The sequence below is a fragment of the Bradyrhizobium monzae genome (assembly GCF_021458635.1).
Taxonomy (GTDB): domain Bacteria; phylum Pseudomonadota; class Alphaproteobacteria; order Rhizobiales; family Xanthobacteraceae; genus Bradyrhizobium.
The window spans coordinates 252,173-272,530 of the sequence record NZ_JAIRDQ010000014.1; the positions used below are offsets into that span (position 1 = coordinate 252,173).

Consider the following 20,358-nt stretch of genomic DNA (forward strand, 5'->3'; position numbering starts at 1 on the left):
GCTCCTCCGGCCAACTCGGACCGGGCCCGCCGCCATTCCCAGCGCTTCTACGTACCTTCGTATAGAGCGACCAATCCTTTGGATAGGATCCGTTTACCTCCGTACGATTGAGCCCGGAATGCCGACGCCTTATCGTGGCTGCATTCGGTGCCCTGGCGCTGTTGGCACAGGACCTCCCTAACCTTGGCGCAAGACGGCCACACCCTGTCCGGTCGTCTGCGCTGCTTTTTTCAGCAGGCCGTCGGCGACCTTCGTGTTTTTCAGCCGACATATCGAGCCTTCGCGCTCGAAATTGCCGGCTCCAAGCGAAACTGGAGCTTCGTGCACAATGTCTTCGTTTGAGAAGATCGCACTCTTCATCGATGGCTCCAATCTCTATGCCACCGCCAAGGCACTCGGCTTCGACGTCGATTACAGGCGTCTGCTCAGCGAATTTCGCAGCCGAGGCGCGTTGCTGCGGGCCTTTTACTACACGACCGTCACCGAAGATCAGGAATACTCGTCAATCCGCCCATTGATCGATTGGCTCGATTATAACGGGTATACCGTCGTCACCAAGCTCGCCAAGGAGTTCGTCGACGCCACCACCGGCCGCCGCAAGCTGAAGGGCAGCATGGATGTAGACCTCGCCGTGACGGCGATGGAGCTCGCCGAGCACGTCGATCAGATCGTGTTGTTCTCGGGCGATGGGGATTTTCGTTCGCTGGTCGAAGCCGTGCAACGTCGCGGCGTCCGGGTGACCGTCATCTCCACGCTGGCCAGCCAGCCGCCGATGATCGCCGACGAACTGCGCCGGCAGGCGGACATCTTCGTTGACCTGGCGGAACTGAAGCCGAGAGTGGGGCGCGATCCGGCGGAACGACCGGGATCGCGCGAGATGCGTCAGCAACCGCCGCAATTTATCGCGCGCGCAACGCTGAATCGAAGCGACCGGCTGGAATAATTTGGCGGGACGATCCGCGGGTCGTCAGACGTCGAAGAACACCGTCTCGTCCGGCCCCTGCAGATTGATCGTGAAGGAATATACGGCCTTGCCGGCGCGCTCGCCGCGGACGGCGATCAGCGTCTTGCGGCGCACCGGAGGCTCGACCAGATTGAGCACGGGATCGGCGGCGTTGGCGGCCTCCTCATCGGAGAAATAGAGCCGCGTGTTGAGCCCGATATTGATGCCGCGCGCGACAATCCAGACGTTGACGTGCGGTGCGCATTTGCGCCCTGCCTTGTCAATAATCGCGCCCGGCTTGATGGTCTCGAAAGTGACGAGCCCACTCTCGAAATCCGAGCCGCCGCGGGCCCAGCCGCGGAAATCCTCGTCCAAAGCGCCGGCCGAGCGATCAGCCGGATGATTATAGCGGCCGGCCGCGTTGGCCTGCCAGATCTCGATCAGAACGTCACGCAACAGCGAGCCGCTGCCGTCGAGCACCTTGCCTTCCAGCGTGATGCGCTCGCCTTGCGTGTTCGGCGTCACCAGCACATTGGAGAAATTCTTCTCAAAAATGTCGAAGCCGGCCATGGCCGGGATCAGACCGATATGGACGTAGGGCCCGGCTGTCTGCGAAGCGGTTTCCTGGAGATAGTTGAGCGGCTGCGGCATTGGCTCAGTTCCCTTCGGGACGGTTTTCGAAATAGGTGGAGCGCTGGCCGCGCAGCACGATGTCGAAGCGGTAGGCGAGTGAGTCGAACGGGGTCGAGGCGTTGAGGTCGAGCGGCGCGACAAGACGCTCCAGCGCGTCCTTGTCCGGGATCGTCGTCAGGATCGGACAGACCGGGATCAGGGGATCACCCTCAAAGTACATCTGCGTGATCAGCCGCTGGGCAAAGCCCGAGCCGAACACCGAGAAGTGGATGTGGGCTGGACGCCAGCTGTTGACGAAGTTGCGCCAGGGATAGGGGCCCGGCTTCACGGTACGAAAGTAATAGTAGCCGGTGTCATCGGTCAGCGTGCGGCCGCAGCCGCCGAAATTGGGGTCGATCGGCGCCAGATACGTGTCCTTCCTGTGCCGGTAGCGGCCGCCGGCATTCGCCTGCCAGAACTCGACAAGCGTGTTCGGCACGCCGCGGCCGGTCTCATCCAGCACGCGACCGTGAACGATGATGCGCTCGCCGACGGGATCGCCGTCCTTGGCATAGTTGCGGATCAGGTCGTTGTCGAGCGGGCCCAGATCATTGTGACCAAACACCGGCCCCGTGATCTCCGAGACGGAGCTCTCCAGCGACAGCAGCGCCTGGCGCGGCGAGCGCAGCACCGAGGATTTGTAGCCGGGCGCGTAGGCCGGCGGATGGATGGTGTGGTCGCGCTGGAAGAAGCCGCCGTCACGCGGCGTGAACGGCTCGGGGCTGTTGAGGCGGGGATCCCTGATGGCTGGCGCCTGGGCATTCATCGGCGTTGTCTCTCCCTGTAGCGCCTCGGTCCGGACGCGCGGCTTATCGGGAGATCATGGGCCGGCCTATTCCACAGATAAATAGATCAATTATAATGCATTACATGAAAAAAATCGATCATTTGGCGCTCGACGGCCACGCCCTCGAGCTGTTCCTCGCCGTGCTGGAGGAAGGTTCAGTAACATCAGCCGCAACCCGGCTCGGCCTGACGCAGTCGGCCGTCAGTCACGCCCTGAACAAGCTGCGGCGGATCGCCGGCGATCCGCTTTTCGCCAAGTCCGGCCGCGGCATTGTCGCGACCGCCCATGCCCAGGCATTGGCCACAAAAGCGCGGGCACTGATCGACGAGATGCGCAGCTTCGCCGGCGGCGTCACGTTCGAACCGGCAAGCGCCCAGCTTTCGCTGACGATCGCTGCGAATGATTTCCAGCGCGACTTGCTGCTGCCGCGCTTCTTCGGACATGTCGCTGCGCAGGTGAGGAGCCTCAATCTGCGCGTGATCCCATCGCAATCGCCCTCACCTGCCATGCTGCGGGAGAATCGTTGCGACCTCCTGATCACACCGCTGCCGCCGTCCGGTATCGACATCGTGCAGAAGCGGCTGCTGAGCGATCATTACGTCTGCTACTACGATGCCAAGACGCGCGCCGCTCCCTCCAGCCGCGGCGACTATCTCGCCGCGCGTCATATCACGGTGGTCTACACCGACAACGAGCGGCTCGACTTCGACCGCCAACTCGCCGCGAACGGCTTCCACCGCGACATCGCCATCTCCGTGCCGAGCTTCTCGGGCGTGCCGTCGTTCCTGCGCGGGACGCCGATGCTGGCGAGCATGCCGAGCCTGCTGGCCTCCGGCGTGATGCGCGGCTTCGCGCATGCGCGGATTCCGCTGGCCTCGCGCACTCGCGCGCTGGCCGAGCTGCCGATGTTCATGGTCTGGCACCAGCGCTATCAGAAGGACCCGGCGCATCGCTGGATCCGGGCACAATTGGAGTCCGTGGCTACGATGGCCGCGGCCTGAATCCCACGGCGGTGGCCTGCCCCTCGCCAAACCCACTGGTTGAGCGCGGGCGGCCGCGCTAGAATTCGGCCATGACAGTGACCGATATTGCGAGCCGAACCTACAATCACAGCTGGCGGCTGGATCCCATCATCCGCAGCCTGCTTGATACCGATTTCTATAAGCTGTTGATGGTACAGATGATTCGGGAGGCATATCCGAATCAGCAGGTGACGTTTTCCGTCATCAACCGTTCGCGCCATGTACGCCTCGCCGAGATCATTGACGAGGGCGAGCTGCGCGCCCAGCTCGATCACGCCCGCACCATCCGCTTCACCAAGAAGGAGCTGATCTGGCTTGCCGGTAACACCTTCTACGGCAAGACCCACATGTTCTCGGCGGACTTCATCCGCTGGCTCGCCGAATTCCGCCTTCCCGAGTACGAACTGCGCAAAGTCGAGGGCCAGTACGAGCTGCATTTCCACGGCCCCTGGACCCACACCACGATGTGGGAGATTCCGGCGCTCGCCATCCTCAACGAACTGCGCTCGCGCGCGGCGATGAAGGGGCGCGGCCGCTTCGAGCTCGACGTGCTCTATGCGCGCGCCAAGGCCAAGCTGTGGACCAAGGTCGAGCGGCTGCGCGAGCTCGAGAATTTGCGCCTCTCCGACTTCGGCACCCGGCGTCGTCACGGCTTCCTCTGGCAGCGCTGGTGCGTCGAGGCTGTGAAGGAAGGCCTGGGATCATCCTTCATCGGCACCTCCAACGTGCTGCTCGCGATGGACAACGATCTCGAAGCGATCGGCACCAATGCGCATGAACTGCCGATGGTCGCGGCCGCGCTCGCCAGGGACGACGAGGAATTGCGCTGGGCGCCCTATCGCATTCTCGACCAGTGGCGTCAGACCTATGGCGGCAATCTCCTGATCGCGCTGCCGGACGCTTTTGGCACCAAGGCCTTCCTGCGCGATGCGCCGGAATGGGTCGCAGACTGGACCGGCTTCCGCCCCGACAGCGCGCCGCCGATCCAGGCCGGCGAAGAGATCGTCGCCTGGTGGGAGAAGAAGGGCCGCAATCCGAAAGACAAGCTGCTCGTGTTCTCCGACGCGATGGACGTCGGTTCGATCGAGGAGACCTATCACCACTTCTCCGGCCGCGTGCGGCTCTCGTTCGGCTGGGGCACCAACCTCACCAACGATTTTGTCGGCTGCGCGCCGGACGGCTCGTTCAATCTCGATCCCATCTCGCTGGTCTGCAAGGTGTCGTCGGTCGACGGACATCCCGCCGTCAAGCTTTCCGACAATCCGGAGAAGGCAACCGGCATGCCCTCGGAGATCGAGCGTTACTTGCGCGTGTTCGGCGATGCCGGCCGCGTGCGCAAGCCGGTGCTGGTCTAACCCCGATCCAAATTCTCTTGATCGAGTAAATCGCAAGGGTCGGATTCGCGGCATCGACGCGCCGACGCCGCGCCAGTTCCGATTCAGCGGTATTTGCAACGATCTGCGCGCATCCGTTTCACAACGCTTTCACCCTGCGAGACAATCTCTCGACTCTTTCAGGTCGAGTTAAGCAGCGTTCCCGTGTAATCCGCGTTATCAACCGACGCTCCGCTGGGGGTCGTTGAGTGATTTGGGGAACGCAGTGTTTCGCAGAACTGCAACGTCGGTGAAGGAACGCAGCTTCCTCCACGTGATCAAGCTCGTCTCGCCATTCGTCATGGTCGTCGTGCTCCAGGCGGCGATCGCGGGATTCAGTTTGGAGGTGATGTCTTCGGTTCGCGCCTATGTCGCGGGCGAGGCGATGTGGTCGCGCTCGCAGAAGAACGCCGTCTATTTCCTCAATCTCTATCTGCATTCGGGCCAAGCCAGCCAATTCGCGCAATACCAGGCCTCGCTCGCCGTCCCGATCGGGGACGAATATGCAAGATGGGCACTCGAGCGCGATCCGGTCGACGTCGAGCTCGCGCGCATCGGCTTCCTGCAAGGCGGCAACCATCCCGATGACGTTCCCGGCCTGATCTGGCTGTTCCGCTATTTCAACCAGGTCAGCTTCCTCCGCGAAGCGATCCGGGAGTGGGCTGCCACTGATCCGATGCTGCTGGAGCTCAGCGTCTTCGGTGAAGTCATCAGGAGTGAACTGAAGGACGGCCCCATTGGGGATAGCGACCGCCTGCAATTCCTGTCCTCGCGACTCTCGGAGCTGAACAGGCAGTTCACGGGGCATGCCGAGCGATTCTCGACCGTGCTGGGCGAAGGCTCCCGCGCCATCAAGCTGACGCTGACATGGCTCAACATCGCCACGGCCGCGACCCTGATCCTGCTCCTGATCTGGCACACGCGGCGACTGGTGCTGCAGCGTCAGGCCTTCGAGGATGCGCTGCATGTCGAGAAGGAACGCCTCTCCTTTCAGGCCTCGCATGACTGGTTGACCGGCATCGCCAACCGGCGGGCCTTCGAGGCGCGCCTGCAGAGCGAGCTCGATGGTCGCGGCGAAAATTCGCTCGGCCTGATCCTGCTCGACCTCGACCAGTTCAAGAGCGTCAACGACAGTTGCGGTCATCTCGCCGGCGACCGACTGCTGTGTCGGGTCGCACAACTGCTGCAGCAGGACCGGCGGCCACACGATCACGTCGCACGGCTCGGCGGTGACGAATTCGGCTTGATCCTGCCGCGATGCGCGCCCTACGACGCCGTCGATATCGCCGAGCGGCTGCGGCGATCGCTCGAACTGTTCAACTTCGCCTGGGACGATCGATGCTTCGCGGTGACCGCCAGCATCGGCGTTGCCTGCATTGCTGACGCCAACACCACGCTCGAAGAGGCGATGCGTCGGGCGGATGCGGCCTGTTATCACGCCAAGGAAAAGGGACGCAACCGGGTTCAAGTCGACCACGGAAGATCGGACGTCGTCCTCGTCGCAGCACGGCCGCGCGAAGCTGCCCGCGCCTGAACGTCGTAATTATCGTGCCGGCAAGATCCCGAGACCCAGGAGATGCGCGTCCAGGAACTGAGTGACCTGCTGGCGCAGCATCTGCGGCGGCACGGCGACCATGCGCTCTTCGAGGCCGAGCGAGATGATCCCATGCACCGCAGAAAATAGCGTGCGTGACAGCAGCGCGATCTTCACGTCATCCGCATCCGGCAGCACACGCACCAGAGGCGGATGCATCAACGCGAAGGCGTCCATGACCATCTGAAGAATGTCGTCGGGATAAGGACGGTCGTCCTCCATCCGATGCTCGAACAGCGAGCGCAGCAGATTGGCGTTTTCGGCGAAGAATTCGAGATAGGTCTCGGCCAGACCATAGAGCTGGCGGACCGGATCTTCGGCCGGAACCCCGCCTAGCCGCACTGTCAGCGCCTGAACGGTCTCCCGGTTGACCGTCAGGATCACCCCGTCGAAGTAGCCGAACTCGTTATAGACGCTGCCGACCGAACATCCGGCGGCCTCGGCCACGTCCCGAACTTTCAACGATCTCAATCCCTTAGTCGCGATAATCCTGCGAGAGATCTCCAGGATCTGAAGACGCCGTTGATTTTTTTTCTGATCCCGCAGCGATTTCTCTTGAACATTGTTCATTTTAGAACTACTCACTTGAACATTGTTCAATATTAACCCGGAGACCTGCAAAATGCAAACCCTCGCTGTTGATATCGCCTCCACCTTCGTCGATGACGCCGCCGCCCTCTTGAGCGGCTCCGGTCGCGCCCTGCGGCGGGTGGTCATGGCCCCGATCGATCGGATCGCAAATGCCTGCGACATTGCCGGCGTACTCGCCGAGCGCCGCGCGACCTTCCGGATGTGGCGGACCAGCCGCGCCCGTGCCCGCCACGAGCGCCGCCACTTCAGCCTGCTCGGCCGCTTCAACCCTTTTCGCCATCTCGCTCACCTGACCTGAGGAGACACCGGTGCGCATGCAAGTCCACTCGAGTGCGAGGACCGGCCGCAACAAACGACTTACTATGTCCGGACATTCGTCGCCGATTCCGCAGTTGTCAGAGATGCGATTCAGCTCTTGCTTATCGGCCAGGGCGATATCCCCGCAAGCGCGGCATTTCCGCCCGAAACTGCGGCCGCAACCGGATATTTGCGAACCTAACAAGACCACTTGGAGACCAACAGGATCGAAGGGACCGAGGAAAAGAGCAGGCCGATGACCGTCGTCAGCCTGCAATCGCTCCTCCCATACCCTTCCGGTCGTGACCTTTCACCGACAACGTAACAACCTCAGGCTGCCCTTCCAAAACAGGACTCGTCATGATCAGGGATTTGATGTCGTCACGCCGATTTGCGCCGCTGTTCTGGGCGCAATTCTTCTCGGCGCTCAATGACAACGTGCTCAAGAACGCACTCGTCATCATCCTGCTTTACAGTGCAGCGACTGGCCATGGTGATGCGCTGGTGACGGTGGCAGGCGCCGTCTTCATCTTCCCCTATTTCATCCTGTCCGGGCTCGGCGGCCAGCTCGCCGACAAATACGTCAAATCGGTCGTCGCAAGGCGGCTGAAATTCGCCGAGATCTTCGCTGCCGCCTTCGCCGCCGCCGGCTTCTTCCTGCACTCGGTGCCGCTGCTGTTCACCGCGCTTGCGCTGTTCGGTATCATCGCCGCCCTGTTCGGCCCCGTGAAATACTCCATGCTGCCGGACCAGCTCCAGCTCGGTGAGCTCGCGACCGGCAACGCGCTGGTCGAAGGCGCGACCTTCATGGCCATCCTGCTCGGCACCGTCGCGGGCGGCCAGTTCGTGGCCGGCTCCGCGCATATGGGCTGGGTCTCATCGGCCGTGGTCGTGCTGGCCCTGTTGTCGTGGGCCTTTGCCTCCCGTATTCCGCAAACGACGCCCTCGGCGCCTGATCTGCCCGTCGATACCAATCCCTGGACCTCGACGCTCAGTCTGTTGAAGACGCTCTACGCCGACCACCGGCTGTGGGACGGCACGGTGATCGTCTCCTGGTTCTGGCTGGTCGGCGCGATCGTGCTGTCGCTGCTGCCGGCGCTGGTCAAGGATGTCGTCGGTGGCAGCGAAGGCGTGGTGACGCTGTGCCTGGCGATCTTCGCGATCGGCATTGCGATCGGCTCGCTGTTCGCCGCCAGCCTGAGCCACGTTCGCCCGAACCTCGCGCTGGTCCCAATCGGCGCCATCATGATGGGATTTGCCGGCATCGACCTTGCCTGGGCCATCGGCGTCACCGTGAAGGGGAACGACATCGCGGCCGTCGATTTCGCAACCTCGTTCGCGGGTCTGCGCATGCTGGTCGACTTCGTCGTCTTCGCGTTCGGCGGCGGGCTGTTCGTCGTTCCGTCCTTCGCCGCGGTGCAGGCCTGGTCGGCACCGAACGAGCGCGCCCGCATCATCGCCGCCGGCAACGTGCTGCAGGCCGCCTTCATGGTGATCGGCTCGCTGTTCGTCGCGCTGTTGCAGGCGGCTGGGCTCCACGTCGGCTGGATATTCCTCGGCCTGGGCGTAGCGAGCTTCGGCGCGGTGTGGTTCGTGTTGACGAAATGGGGCAAGGAAGGCGTGCGGGATTTCGGCGGACTACTGTTCCGTGCGCTGTTCCGCACCGAGGTGCGCGGGCTCGAGAACCTGCCGCCTGCCGGCACGCGCATGCTGATCGCGCCAAATCATGTCAGCCTGATCGACGGCCCGCTGCTGCACGCCGTACTGCCGATCGATGCGAGCTTCGCGGTCGATACCGGCATCGCCAAGGCCTGGTGGGCCAAGCCGTTCCTGCGCGTGGTCAAGCACTACACCATGGACCCGAGCAAGCCTCTGGCCGCACGCGACCTGATCAAGCTCGTCGCCGCCGGCGAACCGGTCGTCATCTTCCCGGAAGGACGCATCACGGTTTCCGGCTCGCTGATGAAGGTCTATGACGGCACAGCGATGATTGCCGACAAGGCCGACGCCGCGATCGTGCCGGTTCGCATCGAGGGTGCGCAGCGTTCGCATCTCAGCTATCTCAACGGCAGCCAGATCAAGCGCTCATGGTTTCCGCGGGTGACGGTCACGATCTTGCCGCCGGTCAAGCTTCCGGTCGACCCGGCGCTGAAAGGCAAGGCACGCCGCAATGCTGCGGGCGCCGCACTCCAGGACGTCATGATCGACGCGATGGTCAAGAACGCCATGCTCGACCACACGCTGTTCGAAGCGCTCGGCCACGCCTATCGCGACCGCGACACCGGCAAGATCATCGTCGAGGACGCGCTCGGCACCAAGCTGACCTATCGCAAGCTGATCCTCGGTGCGCAGGTCCTGAGCCGCAAGCTCGAAGCCGACACGACGGCCGGCGAAAATGTCGGCGTGTTGCTGCCGAACTCCGCGGGCGTCGCCGTCGTCTTCATGGCGTTGCAGAGCATCGGCCGGGTCCCGGCGATGCTCAACTTCTCCGCCGGCCCGGTCAATGTCCTCGCCGCCATAAGGGCGGCGCAGGTCAAGACCGTGCTGACGTCGAAGGCGTTCATCGAGAAGGGCAAGCTCGACAAGCTGATGGCTGCGATCTCCGCGGAAGTGCGCGTCGTTTATCTCGAGGATGTTCGCGCCTCGATCGGCACGTCCGACAAGATCAAGGGACTGCTCGCCGGCAGCGCACCGCGCGTTGCCCGCCAGGCCAACGACCCGGCCGTCGTGCTGTTCACTTCGGGCTCGGAAGGTACGCCCAAGGGCGTGGTGCTGTCCCACCGCAACATCCTCGCCAACGCGGCGCAGGCGTTGGCGCGGGTCGACGCCAACGCCAATGACAAGGTGTTCAACGTGCTGCCGGTGTTCCACTCCTTCGGGCTGACCGGCGGCATGATGATGCCGATGCTCGCGGGCATCCCGATCTACATGTACCCCTCGCCGCTGCACTACCGCATCGTGCCCGAGCTGATCTACCAGACCGGTGCCACGATCCTGTTCGGCACCGACACGTTCCTCACCGGCTATGCACGTTCGGCGCACGCCTACGACTTCCGCACTCTGCGCCTCGTGATCGCCGGCGCCGAAGCGGTCAAGGACCGCACCCGGCAAGTGTTCATGGAGCGCTACGGCATCCGCATCCTCGAAGGCTATGGCGTCACCGAGACGGCGCCGGTGCTCGCGATGAACACGCCGATGGCCAACCGTCCCGGCACCGTCGGCCGCCTGTCGCCACTGATGGAAAGCCGCCTCGATCCGGTCCCGGGCATCGAGGAGGGCGGACGCCTGTCGGTGCGCGGACCGAACGTGATGCTCGGCTATCTCAGGGCCGAAAATCCCGGCGTGCTCGAGCCGCTCGCCGAGGGCTGGCATGACACCGGCGACATCGTGGCGATCGACCCGGCCGGCTTCATCACCATCAAGGGGCGCGCCAAGCGCTTTGCCAAGATCGCAGGCGAAATGGTCTCGCTGTCGGCGGTCGAGAGCATCGCGACGACGCTGTGGCCGCAGGCCGCATCGGTCGCCGTATCGATCCCCGACCAGCGCAAGGGCGAGCGCATCGTGCTGCTGACGACGGAGAAGAACGCCGAGCGCAGCACGATGCAGGCTCAGGCCAAGACGATCGGCGCGTCCGAGCTGACCGTGCCCGCGGCCATCATGGTCGTCGACAAGGTGCCGCTGCTCGGCACCGGCAAGACCGACTACGTCACGGCAACGACGATGGCCCGCGCGCAGGCGACTGCAGCATCGGAGCGCGAAGTTGCGTGACACGCAACCCAAGGCTGTCGCACCAGCGCATGCGCGGTGCGACAGCGTGGTGCTGCTGCGCGGCATCGGCGTCGGCTCCTGGACATTGAAGAAGCTGGATCGAGCGCTACAGCGTCGCGGCTTCGCGACGCTCAATCTCGACTATTCCAGCCGCAAGAAGCCGCTCGAGGCACTCGCGGAGGAGATCCACGCGCCGATTGCCGCATTTGCCGAACAGTGCGACGGCGCGATCCACTTCGTCGGCCATTCCATGGGCGGGTTGCTTACGCGGATTTATATCACGCGATACCGGCCGGCGCGGCTCGGCCGCGTCGTGATGCTGGGCACGCCCAATGGCGGCAGCGAAGTCGCCGATCTCTTGAAAGACCTGCCGCTCTACCGCGCCGCTTTCGGCCCGGCCGGCTTGCAGCTTACCACCACCCAAGACCCGGTGCTCGCCGATTTGCCGTCACCTGATTATGCGATTGGCATCATCGCCGGATGCCGCACCATCGCGCCGATCGCGTCGGCCTTTGTTCTGCCGCGCCCCAACGACGGACGGGTTTCGGTTGCGAGCGCGAAGCTCGCCGGGATGGCCGACCACATCATCGTCAAGGCATCCCATACCGGGCTGCCGCGCCACACCGTTGCGATCGAGCAGACGATCGCGTTTCTGCACGACGGACGGTTCCAGACCCCTTGAATTCTCAAGAGCCCGCTTCGCTGCGCCGCTCCTGCGCATAACGTACCAGCGCCGCAAAGCGGTAGATGCCGTGCACGAACTTGCCATAAGGCATGGTGATGAACAGCGCAAACACCGCGCCGAGATGCAGCGCCAGCAGCGGCCCCATGGCGGCGGTCTCGCGCAGGAGCAGAAGCAGCATGCCCGTGGATCCGGTCAGGAACAGCATGGCGATGAAGCCGACATCCATGCCGTAGCGGTTCTCGTCGAGCAATTCTGGCGCGCGGCGCGATTTGGCGACGAACAGCCCGATGGGGCCGACAACGAGGCCGATGCCGCCGAGCGTGCCAAGCACGACCGGAAGATCCCACCACGGATACGGCGCCTCGCGGCCGAGGAGATAATGATACAGCGTGGCGACCGAGGTCGCGGCAAAGCACAGCAGGAAGCCGTAGAAGGTCAGGTGATGGAAAAGCTTGCGCCGGTCGGTCGGCGTGTCGTCCTCATTGTAGCAGCCGACCCCGCCGCCATGGAGATAGCGTAACTCGCCGGCGTCGCGGATTGCCTGGAAGATCGAGCCGCCATCGGCCCGGCCACCGATCGGTGCGCCGATGTCGCGCCCGAACGCACGCACGCTCATGACCAGCGCGAGGATCGCATAGAGAAAGGCAGCGCTGAACAGCGCGGCCATCGCGTTGTGCGGCATCAGCTTGTAGAAGGCGCCGGGACCGGTATGCACGCCAAGCAGCACGCCGCGGTCGTTGAGGGCCGCGAAGCCGAAGATGAAGGCGGCCATGCTGAACGCGGCAACGATGCTGATGACCAGGCCGTTGCGCGCGAAGGCGCCGGACAACGCCTGCGGCCAAGCATAGGTCGCATAGGACTCGGCGCGCGCCACCGCCAGCGTCTGCGGAACATTGACGTTGAACTCGTGCGGCGGCGAGAACTGGCAATCGACGTAGCAGGCGCCGCAGGAATGGCAGAGGTTGGCGAGATAGTTGAGATCGCCGTCGGAGAAGGCGCGTCGCATCTCCATCGCGGGAAACACCGCGCAGAGACCCTCGCAGTAGCGGCAGGAATTGCAGACCGTCATCAGACGATCAGCTTCGTCCAGAATTCTAGTTCCGTGCATGTTTCGCCGCTTCCCGTCCTGCGATCCGCCCAAACACGCTGCCGATGGTCATGCCCATGCCGGCGGCATAGCCCTTGCCGAGCACGTTGCCAGCCATGATCTCGCCGGCCGCGAACATGTTGGCCGACGGCTTGCCGTCAGCCATCAGCATCCGCGCCTCCCTCGTCACGCGCGTGCCGAGATAGGTGAAGGTGATGCCGGGCCGCACCGGATAGGCGAGATAAGGCGGCGTCTCGATTTTGCGCGCCCAATGCGTCTTGGCCGGCGTGATGCCTTCGGTCACACAATCATCCAGGATGGTGTGGTCGAAGGTGCCGGGCCGCACCCCGGCGTTGAATTCGGCGATGGTCTTTTCCAGCGCGGCCGGGTCGAGCGTCAGCTTGCCGGCGAGCTCGGCGACCGTCTGCCCGGCGATCGGCGGGAACAGCGTCGGCATGAACGAGGTGACGACAGTGGAGTCGAAGATGATGTAGGCAATCTGGTCGGGCTGCGCCGCGACCAGGCGGCCCCAGATCGCGTAACGCTTCGGCCAGATGTCCTCGCCCTCGTCGTAGAAGCGCTGCGAATGCTTGTTGACGACGATGCCGAACACGACGGAGTCGTGCCGCGTGATAATGCCGCCGTCGAATTTCGGCGCGCGGGCGTCGATCGCGACCGCGTGGCACTGGGTGGGATCGCCGACCTTCTGCACGCCCTTGTCGAGCAGCATCTTCAGGATCGAGCCGCGGTTGTAGGGCGTGCCGCGGATCAGGAAATTATCTGCCGCCTCGCCCCAATATTGCTTCAGCCATTCGATGTTGGCTTCGAACCCGCCGGCGGCGGCGACCAGCGAGGTCGCGCGGATTTCGGTCTCGCCGTTGATCGGCCGCTTCAGGCGCGCTGCGAGGAACATGCCGTCCTCGATCACGAGGCCGGTGACCTCGGCGTCGTATTCGACATCGACGCCGAGCCGCTCGGCGGTGAGATAAAGCGCATTCAGCATCGCGCGTCCGCCGCCGAGGAAGAAGGAGTTGGTGCGGCCGAGGCTCAGCGTGCCGCCAAGCGAGGGCTGCCAGCGCACGCCCTGCTCCACGATCCAGTTCAGGATGTCCTTGGACTCCCGGATCATGTGCCGGGCGAGCACCTCGTCGGTCTGCCCGCCGGTGACGCGCAGCAGGTCCTCCCAAAACTCCTCCTCGGTGTAGGGACCGGTCAGGATTTCAGTGGCGGCATCATGGGCGCAGCGCATGTTGCGGGTGTGACGGGTGTTGCCGCCGCGATAGAATTTTGGCGCGCCCTCGAGCACCAGCACCGAGGCACCGGCGCGACGCGCCGCGATCGCCGCGCACAGCGCCGCGTTGCCGCCGCCGATCACCAGCACATCGTATTTGCTGCCCATGCCGTCTGTCCGATGCGAGGAGAATAGAGACATTCTGCCCGAAGGTGGCCCGGGTCAAGCCGATCCGCTATTGCGTACTTTTGTATACAAAGATATACAGACACTGAGCAAGCGGTATCTCTGCATAGGCAGGATGCGCATGGCGCGCCCGAGGATTTATGGCCAGACGCCCGGCAAAGGCAGGCGGAGCGATCGCACGTGGCGGTGGCGTGGCGCTGGGGGAAGCGGTGTTCCGCTCGCTGTGCGAGGCGCTCCAGGCCGGCAGTTACCGCGCCGGCGATCGCCTGCGTGAGGAGGAGGTCGCCCAGCGACTCAAGGTCAGCCGCACGCCGGTGCGCGAAGCTCTCGGGCGCCTCGCGGCGCGCGGATTTCTCGAGCCGGCCGGCGGTCGCGGCCTCATCGTCCGCAACCTCGACATTTCCGAGGTGCTAGAGCTCTACGCCATGCGCGAGATCATGGAAGGCGCCGCCGCCCGCCTCGCCGCGGAGCACGCCTCTGCGACCGAGGTCGACGCGCTCCGGGACATCGAGCAAGCCTTTGTCGAGGCTCCCGAGACCGATGCAGCCGAGATGGCAAGAGAAAGGGCAAGGCTCAACCGCGCCTTCCACGAGGCCATCTGCCGCGCCGCGCGCAACCGCTATCTCGACAACGCTTCGCGGGAATTGCAGGACTGGATCGCCCTGCTCGGCCCGACCACCTTCACCGTGACGGACCGCCCCTCGACCAGCCACGGCGAGCACCAGGCCATCATGGACGCCATCGCCGCGCGCGATGGCGACAAAGCTGAGCAACTCGCCCGCGCGCATATCCGCGAGGCGCTGCGCTGCCGGCTCAAGCTGTTGCAGAAGCAGTAGGACAAGAGCCCTATGCGACCACGTCCGCTGCGATCGCGGTCAGGACATCCCGCACGTCGGTAGGCTTCATCCGCACCTGCAAGCCGCGCTGACCGCCATTGAGATAGACCTGGGCATGGGCGAGCGCGCTCTGCTCGATCACGGTACGCACCGGCTTGCGCTGCCCGAACGGGCTGATGCCGCCGACCTTGTAGCCGGTGACACGCTCGGCTTCCGGCGGCTTCATCATCTGAGCCGACTTGCCGCTCGCGGCCGCGGCGAGCTTTTTCATCGAGACTTCCTGGTCGGACGGGACGATGACACAGACCGCCTTACCATCCACCAGCGCCATCAACGTTTTCAACACGCGCGCCGGGTCCTCAGTCAATGCGGCGGCGGCCTGGAGGCCGATGCTTTCGGCATCGGGATCGTAATCATAAGTGTGAACGGTGAAGGCGACACCGGCGGCCGTCAGCGCACGGGTGGCGGGGGTGACTTTGGACATGAGCGATGTTTACCACCGTCATTGCGAGGAGCGAAGCGACGAAGCAATCCAGAATCGTGCCGCCGAGGCGGTCTGGATTGCTTCGCTACGCTCGCAATGACGACGGAATCTACTCTGCCGCGTCGCGCATCTCCGCGCGTTCGGCCCTCGCCGCGCAGAACTTGAACTCCGGGATCTTGCCAAAGGGGTCGAGCGCCGGGTTGGTCAGCAGGTTTGCGGCCGCTTCCGCGTAGCAGAACGGCATGAACACCATGTTCTCCGGCACGTCGCGGTCGGAACGAACCTTGACCTCGACCGCGCCGCGGCGGGTCTCCAGGCGAATGAAATCGCCGGGCACCAGCTTCTTCTTGTGCATGTCCTTCGGCGACATGAACGCGACCGCTTCCGGCTCGATCTGGTCGAGCACCTGGGCACGGCGGGTCATCGAGCCGGTGTGCCAGTGCTCCAGCACGCGGCCGGTCGACAGCACCATCGGATACTCGGCGTCGGGCACCTCGTCCGGCGGAATGACATGGGCCGGCACGATCTTGCCGCGGCCGCTTGCGGTCGGGAATCCCGTAGTGAAGATGATCTCGTTGCCGGGCTTGTTCGGATCGTCGGCCGGATAGGTGACGGCGCCTTCGCGCACCAGCCGCTCCCAGCTGATGTTATCGAGCGAGGGCATCAGCTCCGCCATCTCGGTGTAGACATCGCCCGGGCCGGAATAATTCCACGGCAGGCCCATGCGCTTGCCGATCTCCTGGATGATCCAAAGATCCTGCCGCGCGTCGCCCGGCGGCTTGATCACTTGGCGCGCGAGCTGCACGCGACGATCGGTGTTGGTGAAGGAGCCGTCCTTCTCCGCAAACGCAGAGGCCGGCAGGATGACGTCGGCGTGGAACGCGGTCTCGGTGACGAAGAGATCCTGCACCACGAGATGATCGAGCATCGCGAGCGCCTGGCGCGCGTGCTGGAGATCCGGATCGGACATCGCGGGGTTCTCGCCCTCGATATACATGCCCGTGATCTCGCCGGCGTGAATCGCGTTCATGATCTCGACCACGGTCAGGCCGCGCACGGGATCGAGCTCCTGGCCCCACAGCTTCTCGAAGGCGCCGCGCAGATCGTCGCGGCCGACCGGCTGATAGTCCGGCAGAAACATCGGGATCAGGCCGGCGTCGGAAGCACCTTGCACGTTGTTCTGGCCACGTAGCGGATGCAGGCCGGTGCCGGGACGGCCAACCTGGCCGGTGATCAGCGCCAGCGCGATCAGGCAGCGCGCATTGTCGGTGCCGTGGACGTGCTGGCTGATGCCCATGCCCCAGAAGATGATCGACGATTTTGCGCGCGCATAGGTCCGCGCCACCTCACGCAGCGTCTGCGCCGGGATGCCGCAGATCGCCTCCATCTTCTCCGGCGTGAACTCCTTGATCTTCTCCTTGAGGTCCTCGAACCCCTCGGTGTAGCCGGCGATGTACTGATCGTCGGTCAGGCCCTCGGTGATGATGGTGTTGATCATCGCGTTCAGCATGGCGACGTCGGAGCCGGGCTTGAACTGCAAATGCTTGGTCGCATGGCGCGACAGCGATTGCCGGCGCGGATCCATCACGAACAGCTTTGCCCCGTTCTGCTTGACCGCGTTCTTGATGAAAGTCGCGGCGACCGGATGGTTCACGGTCGGGTTGGCACCGATCACCCAGATCACTTCCGCATCCATCGCCGCCGAGAACGGCGCCGACACCGCGCCGGAGCTCAGGCCTTCGAACAGCGCCGCCACCGAGGAGGCGTGGCACAGACGGGTGCAGTGATCGACATTGTTGGAGCCGAAGCCGGTGCGCACCAGCTTCTGGAACAGATAGGCCTCTTCGTTCGAGCCCTTGGCCGAGCCGAAGCCAGCCAGCGCCTTCACGCCCTTCTCGTCGCGGATCTTGACGAGACCCCCGGCGGCAATGTCGAGCGCCTCGTCCCAGCTCGCCTCACGGAAATGCGTGAAGGGGTTCGCGGGATCGACCTGGTCGTTGGAATCCTTCTTCGCATTCGGCAGCCGCACCAGCGGCTTGGTCAGGCGATGCGGATGGTGGATGTAGTCGAAGCCGAAGCGGCCCTTGACGCAGAGGCGATTGTGGTTGGCCGGGCCGTCGCGGCCCTCGGCATAGATCACCTTCTCGTCCTTGACCTCATAGGTCACCTGGCAGCCGACACCGCAGAACGGGCAGAGTGAATCCACCTTCTTGTCCGCGTAGGTCACGCGGGTCTGCTTGTCGTCGAGCATTACGGCCGGCATCAGCGCGCCGGTCGGGCAGGCCTGAACGCACTCGCCGCAAGCGACGCAAGTGGACTCGCCCATGGGATCGTCGAAATCGAACACGATCTTGGCGCCATGGTTGCGGTAGGCCATGCCGATGACGTCATTGACCTGGACCTCGCGGCAGGCGCGCACGCAGAGGCCGCACTGAATGCAGGCATCGAGATTGACGCGCATCGCCGGGTGGCTGGCATCGGTCTCCCAGCGCTCGGCGGCTGGAAAACGGCTCTCGGTGACGCCCGTGGTTTCGGCCCAGTGCCAGAACTTCGAATCCGGATCGTGCGACGTCTCGCGCGCCGGCTGGTCGGCGACCAGCAGCTCCATCACCATCTTCTGGGCGGAGACTGCACGCGCGGATTCAGTCTTCACCTTCATGCCGACCGACGGCGTGCGCTTGCAGGACGCGGCCAGAACGCGCTCGCCCTCGATCTCCACCATGCAGGCGCGGCAATTGCCGTCGGCGCGATAGTCGGGCGCGGGCGAATAGCACAGATGCGGAATTTCGCGACCCTGGCGTTTGGCCACCTGCCAGATCGTCTCGCCGGGTTTGGCCTCGACCTGCTTGCCGTCGAGCTCGAACGTAATCTTGGTCATTCAGCCGCTTCCTTGAACTCGTCAGGGAAATATTTGATCACGGAGGACAGTGGATTCGATGCCGCCTGTCCGAGCCCGCAGATCGAGGCATCGCGCATCGCCTGGCTCAATTCTTCCAGCAGTGCGCGGTTCCAGACCGGCTTTTGCATGAGTTGCGCCGCCTTCTGGGTTCCGACGCGACACGGCGTGCACTGGCCGCAACTCTCGTCCTCGAAGAACTTCATCAGGTTCAGCGCCGCCGCACGCACGCTGTCCTTTTGCGACAGGATTACGATCGCCGCCGAACCGATGAAGCAGCCGTATTTTTCCAGCGTACCGAAATCGAGCGGGATGTCGTCCATCGATGCCGGCAAAATGCCGCCGGACGCTCCGCCCGGAAGATATGCGTAGAACTGATGGCCGTCGGCCATGCCGCCGCAATATTCGTCGAGCAGCTCGCGCACGGTGATGCCAGCTGGTGCGAGCTTCATGCCGGGGTTCTTGACGCGGCCCGAGACTGAGAAGCTGCGCAGGCCGTGGCGTTCGTGACGGCCATTGCCCTTCCACCAGTCGGCGCCCTTCTCGACGATGTCGCGCACCCACCACAGCGTCTCGATGTTGTTGATCAGCGTCGGCAGGCCAAACAGGCCGACCTGGAACGGATAGGGCGGTTTGTGCCGAGGCAAGCCGCGCTTGCCCTCGATGCTTTCGAGCAGCGAAGATTCTTCGCCGCAGATGTAAGCGCCGGCGCCGCGCCGCATGTGCAGCGTCGGGCCGCCCGCGGGGAGCTGCGCGATCTCACGCTCCAAAATCTCGCGCGAGGCCGGATATTCGTCGCGCAGATAGATGTAGACATCGGAGGCCTGCACCACATGCGCGCCGATCAGCATGCCCTCGATGAAACGATGTGGATCGCTTTCGAGATAGACGCGGTCCTTGAAGGTGCCGGGCTCGCCCTCGTCGCCGTTGATCGCCATCAGCCGCGGGCCTGGCTCGCCGAGCACCGCGCGCCATTTGCGCCCCGTCGGGAAGCCGGCTCCGCCGAGGCCGCGCAGCGAGGCGTCGTCGAGCCCCTTCAGCAGATCGTCCTTCGACAATTCGCCGGAGCGCACGCGACCCAGCAGCTTGTACCCGCCGCCGGCGACATAGGCGTCGTAGTCGACATATTTGGGCAGATGCGCATGCGTGTCGCCAGCCTTCGCGGCCGCCATCACATTGGCGACGGTCGCATGGTCGACGAAATTGTGGCCGACTTCCGCGGCCGGCGCAGTATCGCAGCGGCCGACGCAGGGCGCGCGCACGACGCGGATGCCGGGTCCCGACGCGCTCTGCAGATCCTCGAGCAGCTTCTCGCCGCCGAGCATCGCGCAGGTCAGCGAATCGCAAACGCGGATCGTCAGCGGCGCGATATCGGGCTCGCCTTCCTTCACCACGTCGAAATGCGCGTAGAAGGTCGCAGTCTCGAACACTTCGGCGAAGGCGAGCTTCATCTCGTCGGCAAGCGCGGCAAGATGCGCGGCCGAGATCTGGCGATATTTGTCCTGGATCAGGTGCAGATATTCGATCAGGAGATCGCGCCGCCGGGGCTTGTCGCCGAGCAATTGCTCGATCTCATGCAAGGCGGTCGGATCGACCTGCCGGCCCTTGGGCGTAGCCTTGGCGCGCCGGCGGCCCTCGCCCGGATGCTCGAATTCCCTGACCTTGTGAACGTCGTCGTTGCTGCTCATGGAAACGCCGCGTTCTCCTCAAAAGCGCGATGACCCGAGGGCGGGATTGCCATCGCGATCCACCCTCATTTCCGGGCACGATCATTCGGGAACGCGTCTCCCGCGCCCCGCGGATCGAGCCTCATTGAACCGACTCTAGTCTCTGGTATGCCAGAGGCAAGAGAGAATTTAGAACGTCTCTATAATGCTTTAGGGGGCAGGCAGCCGCCCTGCCATAC

17 protein-coding genes are annotated in these 20,358 nt (G+C 64.1%); 8 read left to right on the forward strand and 9 right to left on the reverse strand.

All coding sequences use genetic code 11. The annotated features are described in order from the left end of the window. Positions 1 to 177 precede the first annotated feature (177 nt). The gene (locus tag K3F49_RS35665; RefSeq protein ID WP_234685534.1) at positions 178 to 360 is read right to left on the reverse strand and encodes a hypothetical protein; all 183 of its coding nucleotides are present in this window, start codon (positions 358 to 360) and stop codon (positions 178 to 180) included. Here K3F49_RS35665 and K3F49_RS35670 point away from each other — a divergent pair. Further along, positions 329 to 943, forward strand: a complete 615-nt coding sequence (locus tag K3F49_RS35670; protein ID WP_234685535.1) for a LabA-like NYN domain-containing protein — start codon at positions 329 to 331, stop codon at positions 941 to 943. The genes K3F49_RS35665 and K3F49_RS35670 overlap by 32 nt on opposite strands. A gap of 24 nt (positions 944 to 967) precedes the next feature. On the opposite strand, the gene pcaG is transcribed toward K3F49_RS35670, so the two are convergent. Both pcaG and pcaH read right to left on the reverse strand, forming a co-directional pair. Continuing rightward, entirely contained in the window at positions 968 to 1,594 is a 627-nt protein-coding gene (pcaG, locus tag K3F49_RS35675; RefSeq protein ID WP_234685536.1) for a protocatechuate 3,4-dioxygenase subunit alpha, read from the reverse strand. 4 nt (positions 1,595 to 1,598) lie between these two features. Continuing rightward, positions 1,599 to 2,381: a protocatechuate 3,4-dioxygenase subunit beta gene (pcaH, locus tag K3F49_RS35680; RefSeq protein ID WP_234685537.1), complete on the reverse strand. Its 783-nt coding sequence runs from the start codon at positions 2,379 to 2,381 to the stop codon at positions 1,599 to 1,601. Positions 2,382 to 2,476: 95 nt separating this feature from the next. Here pcaH and K3F49_RS35685 point away from each other — a divergent pair, with 95 nt between their 5' ends. From K3F49_RS35685 to K3F49_RS35695, 3 genes are all read left to right on the forward strand, one after another. Continuing rightward, positions 2,477 to 3,403, forward strand: coding sequence for a LysR family transcriptional regulator (locus K3F49_RS35685; RefSeq protein ID WP_234685556.1), 927 nt, complete (start codon positions 2,477 to 2,479; stop codon positions 3,401 to 3,403). Between the two features lie 71 nt (positions 3,404 to 3,474). Then, positions 3,475 to 4,779 carry a nicotinate phosphoribosyltransferase gene (pncB, locus tag K3F49_RS35690; protein WP_234685538.1) on the forward strand — a complete coding sequence of 435 codons (1,305 nt, stop codon included), beginning with the start codon at positions 3,475 to 3,477 and terminating at the stop codon, positions 4,777 to 4,779. Between the two features lie 244 nt (positions 4,780 to 5,023). Beyond that, the gene (locus tag K3F49_RS35695; protein ID WP_234685539.1) at positions 5,024 to 6,331 is read left to right on the forward strand and encodes a GGDEF domain-containing protein; all 1,308 of its coding nucleotides are present in this window, start codon (positions 5,024 to 5,026) and stop codon (positions 6,329 to 6,331) included. Between the two features lie 9 nt (positions 6,332 to 6,340). Here the strand turns inward: K3F49_RS35695 and K3F49_RS35700 are convergent, their stop codons facing one another. Then, positions 6,341 to 6,961: a TetR/AcrR family transcriptional regulator gene (locus K3F49_RS35700; RefSeq protein ID WP_234685540.1), complete on the reverse strand. Its 621-nt coding sequence runs from the start codon at positions 6,959 to 6,961 to the stop codon at positions 6,341 to 6,343. Positions 6,962 to 7,013: 52 nt separating this feature from the next. Between K3F49_RS35700 and K3F49_RS35705 the strand changes: the two genes are divergently transcribed. The 3 genes from K3F49_RS35705 (at position 7,014) to K3F49_RS35715 (ending at position 11,729) form a co-directional block, all read left to right on the forward strand. Then, on the forward strand, positions 7,014 to 7,280 hold the full coding sequence (locus K3F49_RS35705; RefSeq protein ID WP_234685541.1) for a hypothetical protein: 267 nt from the start codon (positions 7,014 to 7,016) through the stop codon (positions 7,278 to 7,280). A gap of 359 nt (positions 7,281 to 7,639) precedes the next feature. Then, entirely contained in the window at positions 7,640 to 11,047 is a 3,408-nt protein-coding gene (locus K3F49_RS35710; RefSeq protein WP_234685542.1) for an acyl-[ACP]--phospholipid O-acyltransferase, read from the forward strand. Next, a complete protein-coding gene (locus K3F49_RS35715) occupies positions 11,040 to 11,729 on the forward strand; it encodes an esterase/lipase family protein (RefSeq protein WP_234685543.1) in 690 nt (229 codons plus the stop codon). The genes K3F49_RS35710 and K3F49_RS35715 overlap by 8 nt, the downstream gene beginning before the upstream one ends. Positions 11,730 to 11,733: 4 nt before the next feature. Here the strand turns inward: K3F49_RS35715 and tcuB are convergent, their stop codons facing one another. Both tcuB and tcuA read right to left on the reverse strand, forming a co-directional pair. Beyond that, positions 11,734 to 12,840 carry a tricarballylate utilization 4Fe-4S protein TcuB gene (tcuB, locus tag K3F49_RS35720; RefSeq protein ID WP_234685544.1) on the reverse strand — a complete coding sequence of 369 codons (1,107 nt, stop codon included), beginning with the start codon at positions 12,838 to 12,840 and terminating at the stop codon, positions 11,734 to 11,736. Then, positions 12,827 to 14,218, reverse strand: coding sequence for an FAD-dependent tricarballylate dehydrogenase TcuA (tcuA, locus tag K3F49_RS35725; RefSeq protein WP_234685545.1), 1,392 nt, complete (start codon positions 14,216 to 14,218; stop codon positions 12,827 to 12,829). The genes tcuB and tcuA overlap by 14 nt, the downstream gene beginning before the upstream one ends. 158 nt (positions 14,219 to 14,376) lie before the next feature. On the opposite strand from tcuA, the gene K3F49_RS35730 reads away from it, so the two are divergent. Further along, entirely contained in the window at positions 14,377 to 15,072 is a 696-nt protein-coding gene (locus K3F49_RS35730) for a GntR family transcriptional regulator (protein WP_234685546.1), read from the forward strand. A gap of 10 nt (positions 15,073 to 15,082) precedes the next feature. On the opposite strand, the gene ybaK is transcribed toward K3F49_RS35730, so the two are convergent. The 3 genes from ybaK to K3F49_RS35745 all read right to left on the reverse strand — a co-directional run bounded on the left by ybaK (position 15,083) and on the right by K3F49_RS35745 (position 20,140). Beyond that, positions 15,083 to 15,556 (reverse strand): Cys-tRNA(Pro) deacylase, encoded by a 474-nt coding sequence (gene ybaK, locus K3F49_RS35735; protein ID WP_234685547.1) that lies wholly within the window; start codon positions 15,554 to 15,556, stop codon positions 15,083 to 15,085. Positions 15,557 to 15,665: 109 nt separating this feature from the next. Next, positions 15,666 to 18,434 (reverse strand): formate dehydrogenase subunit alpha, encoded by a 2,769-nt coding sequence (fdhF, locus tag K3F49_RS35740; protein ID WP_234685548.1) that lies wholly within the window; start codon positions 18,432 to 18,434, stop codon positions 15,666 to 15,668. Continuing rightward, the gene (locus K3F49_RS35745; RefSeq protein WP_234685549.1) at positions 18,431 to 20,140 is read right to left on the reverse strand and encodes an NADH-ubiquinone oxidoreductase-F iron-sulfur binding region domain-containing protein; all 1,710 of its coding nucleotides are present in this window, start codon (positions 20,138 to 20,140) and stop codon (positions 18,431 to 18,433) included. Before K3F49_RS35745 ends, fdhF begins: the two co-directional genes overlap by 4 nt. Positions 20,141 to 20,358 lie beyond the last annotated feature (218 nt).

Bases quoted from the DNA above. Each gene is read 5' to 3' on its own strand.
- K3F49_RS35670 (WP_234685535.1), top strand. From the start codon at position 329: ATGTCTTCGTTTGAGAAGATCGCACTCTTCATCGATGGCTCCAATCTC.
- K3F49_RS35665 (WP_234685534.1), bottom strand. From the start codon at position 360: ATGAAGAGTGCGATCTTCTCAAACGAAGACATTGTGCACGAAGCTCCA.
- pcaG (WP_234685536.1), bottom strand. From the start codon at position 1,594: ATGCCGCAGCCGCTCAACTATCTCCAGGAAACCGCTTCGCAGACAGCC.
- pcaH (WP_234685537.1), bottom strand. From the start codon at position 2,381: ATGAATGCCCAGGCGCCAGCCATCAGGGATCCCCGCCTCAACAGCCCC.
- K3F49_RS35685 (WP_234685556.1), top strand. From the start codon at position 2,477: ATGCATTACATGAAAAAAATCGATCATTTGGCGCTCGACGGCCACGCC.
- pncB (WP_234685538.1), top strand. From the start codon at position 3,475: ATGACAGTGACCGATATTGCGAGCCGAACCTACAATCACAGCTGGCGG.
- K3F49_RS35700 (WP_234685540.1), bottom strand. From the start codon at position 6,961: ATGAACAATGTTCAAGAGAAATCGCTGCGGGATCAGAAAAAAAATCAA.
- K3F49_RS35705 (WP_234685541.1), top strand. From the start codon at position 7,014: ATGCAAACCCTCGCTGTTGATATCGCCTCCACCTTCGTCGATGACGCC.
- K3F49_RS35710 (WP_234685542.1), top strand. From the start codon at position 7,640: ATGATCAGGGATTTGATGTCGTCACGCCGATTTGCGCCGCTGTTCTGG.
- tcuB (WP_234685544.1), bottom strand. From the start codon at position 12,840: ATGCACGGAACTAGAATTCTGGACGAAGCTGATCGTCTGATGACGGTC.
- tcuA (WP_234685545.1), bottom strand. From the start codon at position 14,218: ATGGGCAGCAAATACGATGTGCTGGTGATCGGCGGCGGCAACGCGGCG.
- K3F49_RS35730 (WP_234685546.1), top strand. From the start codon at position 14,377: ATGGCCAGACGCCCGGCAAAGGCAGGCGGAGCGATCGCACGTGGCGGT.
- ybaK (WP_234685547.1), bottom strand. From the start codon at position 15,556: ATGTCCAAAGTCACCCCCGCCACCCGTGCGCTGACGGCCGCCGGTGTC.
- fdhF (WP_234685548.1), bottom strand. From the start codon at position 18,434: ATGACCAAGATTACGTTCGAGCTCGACGGCAAGCAGGTCGAGGCCAAA.
- K3F49_RS35745 (WP_234685549.1), bottom strand. From the start codon at position 20,140: ATGAGCAGCAACGACGACGTTCACAAGGTCAGGGAATTCGAGCATCCG.